The organism is Kitasatospora sp. NPDC004723 (genome assembly GCF_040609255.1).
Classification (GTDB): domain Bacteria; phylum Actinomycetota; class Actinomycetes; order Streptomycetales; family Streptomycetaceae; genus Kitasatospora.
Map to the genome: position 1 here is coordinate 1 of NZ_JBEXJT010000031.1, position 13,590 is coordinate 13,590.

At 69.9% G+C, this 13,590-nt stretch carries 14 protein-coding genes; 7 read left to right on the top strand and 7 right to left on the bottom strand.

Going from position 1 to position 13,590, the window contains the following annotated elements; all coding sequences use genetic code 11:
* Positions 1-149: 149 nt before the first annotated feature.
* Positions 150-416, top strand: a complete 267-nt coding sequence (locus ABZW10_RS25675) for a winged helix-turn-helix domain-containing protein (protein WP_355369885.1) — start codon at positions 150-152, stop codon at positions 414-416.
* Positions 417-631: 215 nt separating this feature from the next.
* Positions 632-1,405: a glycosyltransferase family 2 protein gene (locus ABZW10_RS25680; protein WP_355369887.1), complete on the top strand. Its 774-nt coding sequence runs from the start codon at positions 632-634 to the stop codon at positions 1,403-1,405.
* Between the two features lie 18 nt (positions 1,406-1,423).
* On the opposite strand, the gene ABZW10_RS25685 is transcribed toward ABZW10_RS25680, so the two are convergent.
* From ABZW10_RS25685 to ABZW10_RS25695, 3 genes are all read right to left on the bottom strand, one after another.
* Positions 1,424-2,347, bottom strand: a complete 924-nt coding sequence (locus tag ABZW10_RS25685) for a TauD/TfdA family dioxygenase (protein ID WP_355369889.1) — start codon at positions 2,345-2,347, stop codon at positions 1,424-1,426.
* Between the two features lie 224 nt (positions 2,348-2,571).
* On the bottom strand, positions 2,572-3,087 hold the full coding sequence (locus ABZW10_RS25690; RefSeq protein WP_355369891.1) for an NUDIX hydrolase: 516 nt from the start codon (positions 3,085-3,087) through the stop codon (positions 2,572-2,574).
* Between the two features lie 385 nt (positions 3,088-3,472).
* A complete protein-coding gene (locus ABZW10_RS25695) occupies positions 3,473-3,706 on the bottom strand; it encodes a hypothetical protein (protein ID WP_355369893.1) in 234 nt (77 codons plus the stop codon).
* Between the two features lie 108 nt (positions 3,707-3,814).
* Here ABZW10_RS25695 and ABZW10_RS25700 point away from each other — a divergent pair, with 108 nt between their 5' ends.
* The 3 genes from ABZW10_RS25700 (at position 3,815) to ABZW10_RS25710 (ending at position 6,184) form a co-directional block, all read left to right on the top strand.
* Positions 3,815-4,639: a helix-turn-helix transcriptional regulator gene (locus ABZW10_RS25700; protein WP_355369895.1), complete on the top strand. Its 825-nt coding sequence runs from the start codon at positions 3,815-3,817 to the stop codon at positions 4,637-4,639.
* A complete protein-coding gene (locus ABZW10_RS25705) occupies positions 4,636-4,845 on the top strand; it encodes a DUF397 domain-containing protein (RefSeq protein ID WP_355369897.1) in 210 nt (69 codons plus the stop codon). The genes ABZW10_RS25700 and ABZW10_RS25705 overlap by 4 nt, the downstream gene beginning before the upstream one ends.
* A 469-nt stretch (positions 4,846-5,314) precedes the next feature.
* On the top strand, positions 5,315-6,184 hold the full coding sequence (locus tag ABZW10_RS25710; RefSeq protein WP_355369899.1) for a hypothetical protein: 870 nt from the start codon (positions 5,315-5,317) through the stop codon (positions 6,182-6,184).
* A 91-nt stretch (positions 6,185-6,275) separates the two neighbouring features.
* On the opposite strand, the gene ABZW10_RS25715 is transcribed toward ABZW10_RS25710, so the two are convergent.
* Complete coding sequence (locus ABZW10_RS25715; protein WP_355369901.1) at positions 6,276-6,932, bottom strand: TetR family transcriptional regulator; 657 nt, start codon at positions 6,930-6,932, stop codon at positions 6,276-6,278.
* 8 nt (positions 6,933-6,940) lie between these two features.
* Positions 6,941-8,542 carry an MFS transporter gene (locus tag ABZW10_RS25720; protein ID WP_355369903.1) on the bottom strand — a complete coding sequence of 534 codons (1,602 nt, stop codon included), beginning with the start codon at positions 8,540-8,542 and terminating at the stop codon, positions 6,941-6,943.
* 308 nt (positions 8,543-8,850) lie between these two features.
* Here ABZW10_RS25720 and ABZW10_RS25725 point away from each other — a divergent pair, with 308 nt between their 5' ends.
* Positions 8,851-9,378, top strand: coding sequence for a hypothetical protein (locus tag ABZW10_RS25725; protein ID WP_355369905.1), 528 nt, complete (start codon positions 8,851-8,853; stop codon positions 9,376-9,378).
* On the opposite strand, the gene ABZW10_RS25730 is transcribed toward ABZW10_RS25725, so the two are convergent.
* Complete coding sequence (locus ABZW10_RS25730; RefSeq protein ID WP_355369907.1) at positions 9,349-10,032, bottom strand: hemolysin III family protein; 684 nt, start codon at positions 10,030-10,032, stop codon at positions 9,349-9,351. The two genes, ABZW10_RS25725 and ABZW10_RS25730, sit on opposite strands and share 30 nt — an antisense overlap.
* 275 nt (positions 10,033-10,307) lie before the next feature.
* Here ABZW10_RS25730 and ABZW10_RS25735 point away from each other — a divergent pair, with 275 nt between their 5' ends.
* Positions 10,308-12,149 carry a phosphoenolpyruvate carboxykinase (GTP) gene (locus ABZW10_RS25735; protein ID WP_355369909.1) on the top strand — a complete coding sequence of 614 codons (1,842 nt, stop codon included), beginning with the start codon at positions 10,308-10,310 and terminating at the stop codon, positions 12,147-12,149.
* Between the two features lie 154 nt (positions 12,150-12,303).
* On the opposite strand, the gene ABZW10_RS25740 is transcribed toward ABZW10_RS25735, so the two are convergent.
* Positions 12,304-13,518 (bottom strand): pyridoxal phosphate-dependent aminotransferase, encoded by a 1,215-nt coding sequence (locus ABZW10_RS25740; RefSeq protein ID WP_355369911.1) that lies wholly within the window; start codon positions 13,516-13,518, stop codon positions 12,304-12,306.
* Positions 13,519-13,590 lie beyond the last annotated feature (72 nt).

The window sequence follows — 13,590 nt, forward strand, 5'->3', positions numbered from 1 at the left end:
GGTCCGACAACCGCTCACCCGCAGGCGACTTGACCTGCCCCACCCTCGCCACACCACAACCAACGAGGATCGAAGGACAAAGTCACTGGCATTGGGTCTAGCCCTGTAGGGCTCGGTATAGGTCGGCCAAACTGTCTAGGCTGCTCCGCATGGCGGCACGCGAAATCGACCCCCGGGGCGCCAAGCCCCCATTTCGGCAGGTAGCGGCGATCCTGGCTGCCGAGATCAAGACTGGCGCGCTGGCTCCGGGAAGCGCTGTCCCGTCTGAGAAGGCGCTGTCAGACCGGTTCGGCGTGGCTCGGGACACGGTTCGGTCGGCGTTGCGCGTGCTCCGCGAGGAGGGCTTGGTCCACACAGTCCCGAGCCGAGGCACCTATGTGACGACTTCTGCGGAAGCCCCTGACGGAGAGCAGTAGGCCTCGCCCTGCCGGATCGCCAGCAGGGCGACGCGGCGCGAGGCGCGGACGGGCATTCGATTCTTGTGAGCAGACGCCCGCGTTGCCCGCACGGACGGTGAGCTGAAACCTCGCCGGCCCTTGCCAGTGTCAACAGCGTGCGCGCCGGCCCCAATCAGGCACTAGAATTCTAGGGCTTGGACGGCCCTGCCCATGGCCTATCGAGGAGAGCTGCTGTGCCGTTGGTGTCTGTGGTGATGCCCGTATTTAACTCGGCGACTACCCTCGGCGCTGCTATTCGGTCAGTACTCATGCAGACCCATGCAGATCTGGAATTGCTGATCACTGACGACGGGTCTTCCGATGGTTCGATGGACCTGATCATGGAATTCGCCCGACAGGACGACCGCGTGTTGCCGCAATCGGCGCCCGAACGAGGAGGTGCCGCCCGGGCGCGCAATCTCTCCATCGCGCGGGCCGGCGGCGAATATGTCGCATTCTTGGACAGCGATGATCTATGGCTTCCGACCAAGACTGAGCGACAAATCGAATTTGCGGTGACCGCTGCCGCGCCTCTGACATTCACCTCATATTACAAGATGGACGCCGAGTATGAGGGCGAGGGCGCCGACTTCATCCCGAATGGGCGAGTCGTCCAGGCGCGCGAGCGCGTGGACTACCGCGCGATGCTGATTCAAGATCACATCGGCGCCCTCACTGCAATGTACGACCGCAACGTCCTCGGCACGAGGCTGATGCCGGAGATGCGCAAGCGACAGGACTACGCCCTGTGGTTGTCCATCATGCGTGACGGTACCGTGGCTCGGGGCCTGCCCGAGCCACTTGCGGTGTACAGGTCCCACCGCGCAGGGTCGCTGTCCTCGAACAAACTGTCTCTCGTTCCGTACAACTGGGAGTTGTACCGCGCACGCGAAGGGCTGTCGCTTGCGCGGTCGACGCAAGCCCTGGCCGGAGCCACATGGCACTCACTGCGCAAGGCTCGAATCTAGCCCATTCGGGACATCCGTTCAGACGGCGCTTGCGTCACGCATGAACAGTTGGAGGAGCAAGCGCCGTTCCTCGGGTGCTACGTCGTGCTGGCCGCTGGCGAGCGGTTCGCGGCCGTGGAGCCACTTGTGCTGGTTCACGATCAGGAAGTCCCCCCGTTGGAGGATGAAGGAGAGCTGTCCGGCGATCAGCTGGTCCGCCAGGTCCTTCGCTGCTCGGATGTGGTCTGCGGTCAGGTCGATCTCACCTGTGAGCATCTTGGCGGTGAACCGGATGAACCCACGTGCATCGGGTTCGCCGTCCAAGACGGGGAACGGGCGGTACTCCTCGCCGACATCCGACAGCTCGAAGAACGAGCCGTAGCGGTACACCACGTCGGCGAGAAGGGCCCGGCTTGACGGCGTGAGACGCGCCGTGGCGGCTCTGGCGTCGGACAGAATGCTCGCGCCGGCGCCAAGCGGGTCAGGCCGGACGCACAGGAGCACCGAGTAGTCCGGCGGCATGGTCGCGTTGACCAGGTCCATGTGAAAGGCGTTGTAGCCGATGCCAGTGGACATTCCCGGGCTGGCCGCCAGGTTGGTGCCAATCTCCTTCCACAGCGGCCACCGCAGGAAGGGCTGGAACGGGATCGCGACCTCGGCGAGAATTGCGGTGGCCAGGCGTAGAAACGCTTCACCGAACCCCAGCTCCTGGGCGATGTTCCCCAGGCGCACGACGGTGTATCCGGTGTCGACGGTGCGCAGCTTGGCGCGCAGGGATTCGACGGTTTCGCCGAACTGCGGGACAGAGGCCAACTCGGCCCGGTACTGCGCGATCGCGGAGGGCGCCAGGAACGTACCCGCCATTTCCCATTCCGGGAGTGTCTTCGCGGTCTTGATGAGGGCGTCCTCCAACCTGCTCGGCAGGTCGATGAATCTGTTATTGCCGGTACCGTTCGTTGACATTTCCTTTCCTCTCTCTGTGGTTGGTTGAAATAGTGCGCCCCCATATAGGGGCATCCCGTCGGCGCGCCAGGGTTGGGGTGTTCCTTCCGCAGAGCCGGCCGCCGGTTTGGGGGATAGCGGTCCGCTGGCGGTGCAAGGGGCCCCGCCCGGCACGGACGGAGGTCTGAGCAACGAGCGGGGCCCAACCGTGTGCACCCCCAGTGCACACGGGGCTTTGAGGGGAACTATCCGGCCGCGCAGTCCGCCGGTTCGCCGTTGTAGAGCAACGGGAGCCGGAAGCCGCTAGCAGCGGCGGCGAACGCGGCACGGATGCGGTACTCCATGAACGGCGCCACGTAGTCCGACAGCTTGTTCGGAGATACCCAGGCCAGTGCCTCGATCTCACTGGCCGCCCGCAGCGGCACGGAGAGCGCAGCCGCCTCTGCGTTGGACAGCAGGCCACCGTCACAGACGACGTTCAGGCCCTCGGAGTGCCGCGTGTCGGGGTTGGCGGCAACGTGGTCGATCGCCAGCGCATGGGTGATCCTTCGGCGAAGGCCGAGTTCCTCGGCCAACTCGCGGGCGGCAGCGTAGGCGATCGGTTCGCCGGGGTGCGCCCCTCCTCCGGGAAGCAACCAGTCCGGCCGGTAGGCGGGTTTCAGCAACAGCACATCGTCCTGTTGGGTCCGGATGAGAACCAGGGCACCCACCCGTCGACGAGGTTCGATCCTCGCCATGGGCGTACTCGTCGTGTTGGCCACTTGGGCTCCATGGGGGTTCAACTCGGGGTTGGAGACCCCTCCCACACCCCCGTGCGGGAGGGGCCCGTCTTGGGGGTCTCGCCCACGGCGATCGGGGGATGCGACCGTGAGCGAGACCGTTCACCGCATCTGCCCGGACAGCCCCAGGTAGGCGCGGCATTGATTTGCCGGTCCCGAGCGCGCGGGGGGTCGCTCAGGACCGGCCGCCTCACGCGTCCACCGGGCCGCGAGAGGCTGGGCGCTCGTAGGCCGTACGAGGACCAGAACGCCCACCCAGGGATACGCTGCTCCCACGAAGCGCGTCCCAGGGTCGGACCCCGCCCCAGCGGCTCGTTGATTCCCGACGCCGAGCCGCCGAAGCGGGAGCTTTCGCGCGGTTTGCCCGTCAGGCCGCGCCGGTCACCGTCACCGTGGGCGGGCCGTCAGCCGAGGCCGCCGGCTCGATCTCGCTGGGATAGGTAGTCCACTCGATCCCGCCGTCCGGCCGCCGCAGGTAGATCTGGCCTCCCACGGTACCCATGTAGGCGCCGACGGCACCACGGTGAGCCAAGTCCCGGACGAGTTCCCCGAGTTCCGGCCGGTAGTCCAGCCTGGCCGAACCCGAGTTCTTTCCCGACATAACGCCGCTCCCTTCCGTAGTCGCTTCGCTACCGGGAGCCTTCAATGTGGCCTATGCTCGGGAACCGTTCAACCTGTCTGGCGCCAAAGTGCAAGTAGAGGAGGGGAGTTGAACCGCAAGAAGCTCGACCCAGCGGAGTCCGCAGGCGCGGCCTTCGGAGCACAGCTTCGCAGCTCACGTGACGCGGCTAACCTGACGCAGGATGAACTCGGCGAGGTGATGGGGTACTCCGGGACGTACATCTCGGCAGTGGAAGTTGGTCGCAAGTCTCCCTCGCTCAAGTTCGCCAAGGCAGCCGACAAGGCCCTCGGCACCGGCCAAACGCTTGAGCTGATGTGGTGGGGCGTGAAGCGTTCAGCCCTACCGGGATTCCCGGAGCACGCCGCCCAGGAGGCGCGATCCGCCGAGATCCGCGTCTTCGAACCGAGCATCATCCCCGGCCTGCTACAGACCCCCGCTTACGCTGCTGCGCATGCCTCGGCAAGTGTCCGTCGCGGAAACATCACGCAGGCCCAGGCCGATGAGCGGCTGATCTTCCTTGCCTCTCGTCAGAAGCTCCATCAGCGGAAGACGCCGCCGATGGTCCATGCGGTGATCGACGAGAGCGGTATCCGGCGGCGGACCGGCGGAGCCGAGGTCATGAGAGAACAGCTCGATCATCTAACTGCCCTGGCCAAGCGGCCTCACATACTGCTCCAGGTCGCTCCGTTTTCTCTCGCCGACCCTTTGCCGTTCAGCGGCGTTGTCACGCTCCTCACATTTTCGGATCGGACGGTTGCGGGCTACACGGAGTCCGCAGACCGAGGCTTCGTGATCCACGACTCTGAGACTGTGGCCAGTTGGGAGAGGGCCTACGATCGTCTCCAGGTAGAGGCGCTGTCCATGACGGCGACTCTGGATCTGATCCGCGACACGCGAAGGGAACTGACGTGACCGAACATGACCTATCCAAGGCCGCGTGGTTCAAGTCGAGCTACAGCCAGAACGGTGGCACTTGCATTGAGGTAGCACCCAACTACCCCGGCGTCGTGCCCGTCCGTGACTCCAAGGACCCTCAGGGGCCCGCGCTGATCTTTCCGGCGGAGAGCTTCGCGGCGTTCGTTGACGCCGTGCGGGCTGGCGTGTTCGACCCAGCCTGAGCCCGCGCCGCTCCTAGGCCCCGTCGTGCCCCCAGCGCGACGGGGTCGTTCGGGTTTCGGGCTGCCGCGCATTGGCGTGGGCCGGTGGCGGGAAGCTTTACGCACCCACCGCTGGCGGGACCCGCGTCGGGCAAACCCGGGGGGCCACTCGGCCAAATTGCGGTCAGGCCCAAAGAGCCCTGACCGAGTCGCAACAGCTTACGGCCCCCCGGCCATGCCCGACCCCACCACCGGCAGGACCCCGCCCAAAGCTTCCCGCCACCTCGTGTGCCCGCCCGGCCGGCGGTCGGGCCAGGCCACGAGCCGGACCGGCCCGCACCTCGACGAACCCGCAGGTTGCACGGTCAGCAGGCAAAGAGTTACCGAACCTACATCCGCGCAACCATTGCGCGGACTACACCTACTACGTGTCGAACGGCACGTTCTCCTGGACCCACTCCCTGTACCGGATCGGCGCGTGAGGGGCGACATGAGCAGCATGCAGAGGGCCGCGCTGGTCCGCGGCGCGGCGGCCGTCCTGCTCGCCGCCGGTCTGGGTCTGGCGCTCGCGCCGGCCGCGTCCGCCGCAGGGCCGGCCGGTGCGGTCGGCGGGTCCGGTGGCGCCGGGGTGCCCGAGCCGGTGCCGGCCGCGGAGCTGGCCGAGGCCCGCGGCGCGGTGCAGAACCCGGCCGTGCTCGACCAGGTGGGCCGCTTCTTCGCCCGCGAGGGCCTCCCGCCGACCGGCAGGCTCGCCCCGGGGGCGGCCGAGGAGGCGGCGCCCGCCGCCACCGCACCCCGGCTGGCCGGGGACACCGTGCCGGTGTACACGCTGGACGCCGCCTTCGTGTCCGGCACGCCGGGCGCCCCGGTGGCCCGGGCCGAGTTCACCGCGAGCCGGGTGGTGGCCGCCGACGGCCGGGTCGCCTCGGTCTGGACGGTGAAGCAGGGCGGCGGCTGGCGGGTCGTCAACATCGCCACCGGCGGCGACGAGGGCGACTACGCGCAGCGGGCGGCGGAGGGCGGCGGCGGAACGGCGTTCCGCGAGCCGCAGATCAACGCCTGGTATGTGCTGCGCGACGGCCGGGTGCTGCCGCTGGACGACGAGGCGCGCCGTTCGGTGGGCGAGGCCGGGGTGAGCCTGGCCGCGTACCAGGGTCTGGTCCGGCAGCGGTACGGCGACAAGCTGCCCGGCTCGGCGTACGACCGGGCGGGCCGGGGCGGCGGCTACGAGCCCGCCGCCGAGCGGACGGCGGGCGGTACGGCGCTGCCGGCCGTGACGGCGGCCGCGGCCCTGGGCGCCACCGCGCTCGCGGGCGCGGGCGTGGCCCTGCGTCGGCGGACGGCCCTGCGGAACGGGTAGCCCGCGGACGTCGGAGCGCGGACGTCGGAGCGCGGACGACGGAGAACGCGCGGCGGACGGCGGGGCCCCGGGCCCCGCCGTCCGCCGCGCCCTACAGGCCGGCGAAGCCGTTCTCCAGGACGGCGAAGGTGCGGTCGACCAGGTCGGCGATGTCCTCGGCGCCCTCGGACTCGGCCCACTGCAGCACCGTCTCCGTCGTGGCCGCGGCGAGCGCGGTGGCGGCGATCCGCATCGTGAAGGTCGGCTCCGGGACGCCGGCCCGCCGGGTCAGGACGGTGAGGTAGAGCTGTCGCGGGTCGTTGGCGCTGTCCATCATCCGGGCGCGCAGCGCCGGGACGTCCCTGACCAGCCGCATCCGGACGAGCAGTTCCTCGCGCTCGTGCTCCAGCAGGTGCCGGATCATGCCGATGACGGCCTCCCGGCAGGAACGCAGAAACGGTTCGTCGGAAGGTCGGGCGAGCAGCGCCTCGATCATCGCCGGGTCGTACTCGTCGGTGAGGACGAGGTCCTCCTTGGTGGCGAAGTACCGGAAGAAGGTGGACGGGGAGATCTCGGCGGCGGCCGCGATCTGGTCCACCGTGGTGTTCTCGTACCCCTGTTCGGCGATCAGCCGGTACGCCTCGCGGCGGATGGTCTGGCGGGTCTTCAGCTTCTTCCGCTCGCGCAGCGACAGCGGCGCCTCCAGCATCACCTGGATCGGGTTGCCCGGTGCCGCCGGAGGTGCCGTCGCCGGCCGCGTTGCGTTCATGTCTTCGATTATCCGTGATCGGTCGCGGGCACCGGGCCGGTCTCCGGGACAGGAGGCCCGGCGGGCCCGGCCGGTTCGACGGCGGGCATCCGCACCGCGACCAGCACCGCCGACAGCACCGCGATCGCCCCGGAGACCAGCAGCACCACCGTCATCCCGTGCACATAGGCGCCGTGCGCGGAGGCGGCGAGCGCCGGGTCGCCGGCCGCGGCGGCGACCGCGTCGGCCGCGACCACCGACCGGCCGGCCTGGTCGGCCGCGCCAGCCGCCAGCCCGCCGGTGTCCAGCGCGCCCCGGTAGACGTTGGCGAGCAGGCTGCCGAAGACGGCCACCCCGATCGCCCCGCCGACCTGGCGGAAGGTCTGCAGCAGCCCGGAGCCGACCCCGGCCCGGGCGGGCGGCAGCGTGAGCAGCGCGGTGGCCTGCGCGGTGATCAGGGACAGGCCCATGCCGACCCCGAGCAGGGTGAGCCAGCCGGCGGCGAGGGCGTAGCCGTCGGAGACCTCCGTCCGGCTGCCGATGAGCAGGGCCGCGGCCAGCAGGGCCAGCCCCAGCACGATCACCGTCCGGGGGCTGCTGCGGGCGACCAGCTTGTCGCTGAGCCGGGCGGCCACCATCAGGCCGAGCATCATCGGCATCAGCCGCAGTCCGGTGCCGAAGGCGTCCGCGCCGAGCACGCTCTGGAAGTACAGCGGGAGCACGAAGAAGGCGCCGAACAGGACCAGCGAGACCAGCGTCGCGGCCACCGTCGACCAGCGGAAGGCGGCGTCGGCGAGCAGCGAGAGATCGAGCATCGGCGCCGACTGGCGCCGGCTGCGCAGGACCAGCAGGGTGAGCGCGACCAGCGCGCCGCCGACGGTGCCGAGCACCAGCGGGTCCGCCCAGCCGCGCTCGGGGCTCTCGATGATGCCGTAGGTGAGCGCGGCCAGTCCGCCGGCGCCGAGCAGGGTGGCGGGCACGTCGATCGGGGGCGCGATGGGGTTGCGGGTCTCCGGCAGCAGGAGGACGCAGGCGGCGATGCCGATGGCCACCAGCGGCAGGTTGATCACGAAGATCGCGCCCCACCAGTAGTGCTGGAGGATGAAACCGCCGATCAGCGGGCCGAGCGGGGTGCCGACGGCCAGCGAGGCGGCCAGGATCGCGGTGGCGCGCCGCTGCTCGCCGGGCGGGAAGAGGCCGGGGATCACCGCCATCGACATCGGCATCACCAGCGCGCCGGCCAGGCCCATCGCGGCGCGGGCGGCGATCAGCGTGGCCGGGCTGTCGGCCAGCATGCCGACCGCCGAGGCCAGGCCGAACAGGGCGAGGCCCAGGGTGAGCGTGAAGCGGCGGCCGAAGCGGTCGCCGATCAGCCCGGCGGGGAGCATCACGGCGGCGAAGACCACGGTGTAGGAGTCGACGATCCACTGCTGCTGCCCGGTGGTGGCCCCGAGCTGCGAGGCCAGCGTGGGCAGGGCGACGTTCAGCACCGTCATGTCGAGGCTGATCACCAGGACGCTCAGCGCGACCGCGACGAGCGCGAGCCAGCGCCGTGGGTCCGGGCCGGGCGGGGCCGCCCGGTCCTCGGCGGACGCCGGGGACGCGGTGGGCTCGACGGGCGGAGTTGGCACGGGAAAACCTCCGGGGCCGGCAAAGGGAGTCTCTGTCAAATGACAGTAACTCTCAAAAGATGGCCGCCGTCAATGTCCGGAAGGCGTCAGCTTCGGTCACGCTCCGTGATGTGTCCTGGAAGTGCTCGTTCCGCACGGGGAATTGACGCAACGTTGATCTGTCGTTCGCCGCTTTCCGGCGGCTGCGAGTGACTGTCGGTAGATACGATGTGGCCGTCGGTCAGTGCGGATCGGCGCGTGCCGAGAGCGGAGAAGGGGTGGGGCGGCAGGGGCCGACCACGAGCCCGGCGCAGGAAGGAGAAGCCGTCATGGCCGTTCGGGAGTCGGGTGCCCAGATCTGGGGCGCTGCGGCGGTGGTGGGCTCGGCGCTGGCCGTGGTCGCGGCCTACCTGATCCACGGTGCCGCACTGGTGCTGGTGGTCGCCGGGGTCGAGGTACTGCTGCTGATGGTCTACGTGGGGCGGCGCTGGCAGCTGCTCCATCGGGCGCCCGAGCCGGACCGCCGGTCGTCTCCGCGCGGGCAGCGCCCGCCCGCCGGCAGGGTGGACGCGGCGCACTGCGAGCGCTGCCGCCGGGCCCGGGAGGCGATCGACGCGCGCCAGGCCGGGCGGCCGGTCCACGTCCCGCACACCCACGAGCGCCTCGACCGGCCGCGCGAGCGCCGGCACGACGGGACCCACGAGCGGGCCGCGTACGACCGCACGCCGCACGACCGGGCGCACGAGCACCCGGTCCGGGAGTGGACGGCGGAACGGGCGGCCGTCCGGTCGCACGACCGGCCGACCGCCCGTCACGGGGCGCCGGGCTCAGCCGGCCGCGCTGTAGGCCACCAGTGAGACCCCGACGTACTGCGTGATGAAGGCCCCGAGGGTGAAGGCGTGGAACACCTCGTGGAAGCCGAACCAGCGGGGTGAGGGGTTCGGCCGCTTGAGCCCGTACACCACGCCGCCGATGCTGTAGAGCACGCCGCCGACGATCATCAGCACCAGGACCGCGACGCCGCCGGTGTGCAGGAAGTCCGGCAGGAAGAACGCGGCGGCCCAGCCCAGCGCGAGGTACACCGGCGTGTAGAGCCAGCGCGGCGCGCCGACCCAGAAGACCCGGAAGGCTATCCCCGCCAGCGCGCCGCCCCAGACCGCCCAGAGCAGCACCTGCCGGGCGGCGCCGTCCAGCAGCAGGATGGTGAACGGGGTGTAGGTGCCCGCGATGATCAGGAAGATGTTCGCGTGGTCCAGCCGGCGCAGGATCGCGTCGCCGCGCGGGCCCCAGTGGAAGCGGTGGTAGACCGCGCTGACCCCGAACAGCAGCCAGGCGCTGACGGAGTAGATCGCGCACGCGATCCTCGCGGGGCCCGGTTCGGCCAGGCAGATCAGTACGATCCCGGCGGCCACCGTGGCGGGGAACATTCCGGCGTGCAGCCAGCCGCGCCACTTCGGCTTGTGCTCGGCACGCCCCGTGCTCTCCAGGAGCTCAGCAGTCATGAGCGGCATGCTACCCGCTACCTACGGGTCCGTAGGTTACCCGGCCGTAGGAAGTGGCGCTCATCACGACTTGGACGTTTTGGAGCATTGGAAGGGGGGTTGATCGGCCTCCGGAGGTGCCGAAGGTGTTGTCCTACTGGCTGGTAATCATCCGTACTGTAGTAAAAGATGCGTCAACTCTGCCGATCTGCCGCGTTGGGGGCGGGGGTCCGGAGCTACGCTCGAAGCACCCTCAACCCCCGCTACGCCGTCTCCCCGCCGGGATGGCGTGAAACGGAGCGATCGTGTCGAACGAGAACTCGGCTGCTCTCAGCGCCGCGCCCACCCGCCACCAGCGCCTGCTGGCCTGGGTGAGCGAGATCGCGGAGCTCACCCAGCCGGACCGCGTCGAATGGTGCGACGGTTCCGAGGAGGAGTACCAGCGCCTCGCGGATCTGCTCGTCGCCCAGGGCACTTTCAAGAAGCTCAACGAGGAGAAGCGACCCAACTCCTACTACGCCGCCTCCGACCCCTCGGACGTGGCGCGCGTGGAGGACCGCACCTTCATCTGCTCCGAGCAGGAGAAGGACGCCGGCCCGACGAACCACTGGAAGGCTCCCGCCGAGATGCGCGAGATCTTCCAGGGCGAGCAGGGCCTGTTCCGCGGCGCCATGAAGGGCCGCACCATGTACGTCGTGCCGTTCTCGATGGGCCCGGTCGGCTCCCCGCTGGCCGCCTACGGCGTCGAGATCACCGACTCCGCCTACGTCGCCGTGTCGATGCGCGTGATGACCCGCATGGGCCGGGCCGTGCTCGACCAGCTCGGCGAGGACGGCGACTTCGTCAAGGCCGTGCACACCGTCGGCGCCCCGCTCGCCGAGGGCCAGGCGGACGTGCCGTGGCCGTGCAGCACCACCAAGTACATCTCGCACTTCCCGGAGAGCCGGGAGATCTGGTCCTTCGGCTCCGGCTACGGCGGCAACGCCCTGCTCGGCAAGAAGTGCTACGCGCTGCGCATCGCCTCGACCATGGCCCGTGACGAGGGCTGGCTGGCCGAGCACATGCTCATCCTGAAGCTCACCCCGCCGGCGGGCCCCGCGGGCGACTCGGAGCCCAAGTACGTCGCGGCGGCCTTCCCGTCCGCCTGCGGCAAGACCAACCTGGCGATGCTCCAGCCCACCGTCCCGGGCTGGAAGGTCGAGACGATCGGCGACGACATCGCCTGGATGCGCTTCGGCGCCGACGGCCGCCTGTACGCCATCAACCCCGAGGCGGGCTTCTTCGGTGTCGCCCCCGGCACCGGCGTGGACACCAACGCCAACGCGATCGAGACCCTCTGGGGCAACACCGTCTTCACCAACGTCGCGCTCACCGACGACGGTGACGTCTGGTGGGAGGGCCTCACCGACGAGAAGCCGGCCCACCTCACCGACTGGCGCGGCAACGACTGGACGCCGGAGTCCGGGACCCCGGCCGCCCACCCGAACGCCCGCTTCGCCGTCCCGGCCGCGCAGTGCCCGACCATCGCCCCCGAGTGGGAGGACCCGGCGGGCGTGCCGATCTCGGCGATCCTGTTCGGCGGCCGTCGCGCCACCGCCGTCCCGCTGGTGACGGAGTCCTTCAACTGGCAGCACGGTGTCTTCCTGGGCGCCAACATCGCCTCCGAGAAGACCGCTGCCGCCGAGGGCACCGTGGGCGAGCTGCGCCGCGACCCGTTCGCGATGCTGCCGTTCTGCGGCTACAACATGGGTGACTACTTCGCCCACTGGCTGAAGATCGGTGCCCAGGCGGACGCCGCCAAGCTGCCGAAGATCTACTACGTGAACTGGTTCCGCAAGAACGCCGACGGCCAGTTCGTCTGGCCGGGCTACGGCGAGAACAGCCGCGTGCTGAAGTGGGTCGTCGAGCGCCTGGAGGGCACCGGCGAGGGCGTCGAGACCCCGATCGGCGTGCTGCCGACCGTCGAGGGCTTCGACCTGGACGGCCTGGAGCTGGCGAAGGAGGACCTCGACCTGCTCTTCACCGTCGACGCCGACATCTGGCGTCAGGAGGCCGCGCTCGTCCCGGCCCACCTGGAGCTCTTCGGCGAGCACACGCCGACCGAGCTGTGGGACGAGTACCGAGACCTGGTCGCCCGCCTCGGCTGAGCCTGAGCCTCAGCAGGAGCGGTAGAGAGGCCGGTGCGCCGCACGAACCGCGCACCGGTCGGCGACAGGACGGCCGGAGCCCCGACGGACGATCTTTCCCCGACCAAGGAGATCGTCCGACCGGGACTCCGGCCGTAGCTTTTCCACCCGCCCGTCAGGGCTGGGTGTAGCCGCTCAGGAACATCCCGATCCGGGTGACCGCGTCGGTGATCTCCTCCGCGCGCGGCAGCGTGACCAGCCGGAAGTGGTCCGGCTCGGGCCAGTTGAAGCCGGTGCCCTGGACCAGCAGGATCCGCTCGGACCGCAGCAGGTCGAGCACCATCCGGGCGTCGTCCTTGATCTTGAACACCTTGGGGTCCAGCCGGGGGAAGGCGTACAGCGCGCCCTTCGGCTTCACGCAGCTGACCCCGGGGATCTCGTTGAGCAGCCGGAACGCGGCGTCCCGGGACTCCAGCAGCCGTCCGCCGGGCAGGATCAGGTCCTTGATCGACTGCCGCCCGCCGAGCGCCGCGGCCACCGCGTGCTGGGCCGGCATGTTGGCGCACAGCCGCATCGAGGCGAGCACGGTCAGGCCCTCGACGTAACTGCGGGCCCGGCTCCGGTCACCGGAGAGCACCATCCAGCCGGAGCGGAAGCCTGCCACCCGGTAGGCCTTGGACAGGCCGTTGAAGGTGACGCAGAAGAGGTCGGGCGCCAGGGTGGCCAGCGGGACGTGCTCGGCGTCGTCGTAGAGGATCTTGTCGTAGATCTCGTCCGCGTAGATCACCAGCCGGTGGCGGCGGGCGATCGCGGCCAGCCCCTCCAGCACCTCGCGCGGATAGACCGCGCCGGTCGGGTTGTTGGGGTTGATCACCACCAGCGCCCTGGTCCGGTCGGTGACCTTGGACTCGATGTCGGCGAGGTCCGGGTACCACTCCGACTGCTCGTCACAGCGGTAGTGGACAGCCGTGCCGCCGGCCAGCGAGACGGAGGCCGTCCACAGCGGGTAGTCCGGGGCCGGGACGAGCACCTCGTCGCCGTCGTCCAGCAGCGCGGTCATCGCCAGCTGGATCAGTTCGGAGACGCCGTTGCCGAGGAAGACGTCCTCGACCGTCAGGCCGTCCAGGCCGCGCTCCTCGTAGTGCATCACCACGGCGCGGCGCGCGGAGAGCAGTCCCTTGGAGTCCCCGTAGCCGTGCGCGGTGGAGAGGTTGCGCAGGATGTCCTGGAGGATCTCCGGCGGCGCTTCGAAGCCGAACAGCGCGGGATTGCCGGTATTGAGCTTCAGGATGCGGTGGCCCTGTTCCTCCAGCCGCATCGCCTCGTCGAGCACCGGACCGCGGATGTCGTAACAGACATTGGCGAGTTTGCTGGACTGGATGACCTGCATGCCTGCCTACTTTAGGGGTACGAACGGGCGGTCCGGCGCGTGTCGTGGGACACCCGTCGGACCGCCCGGACG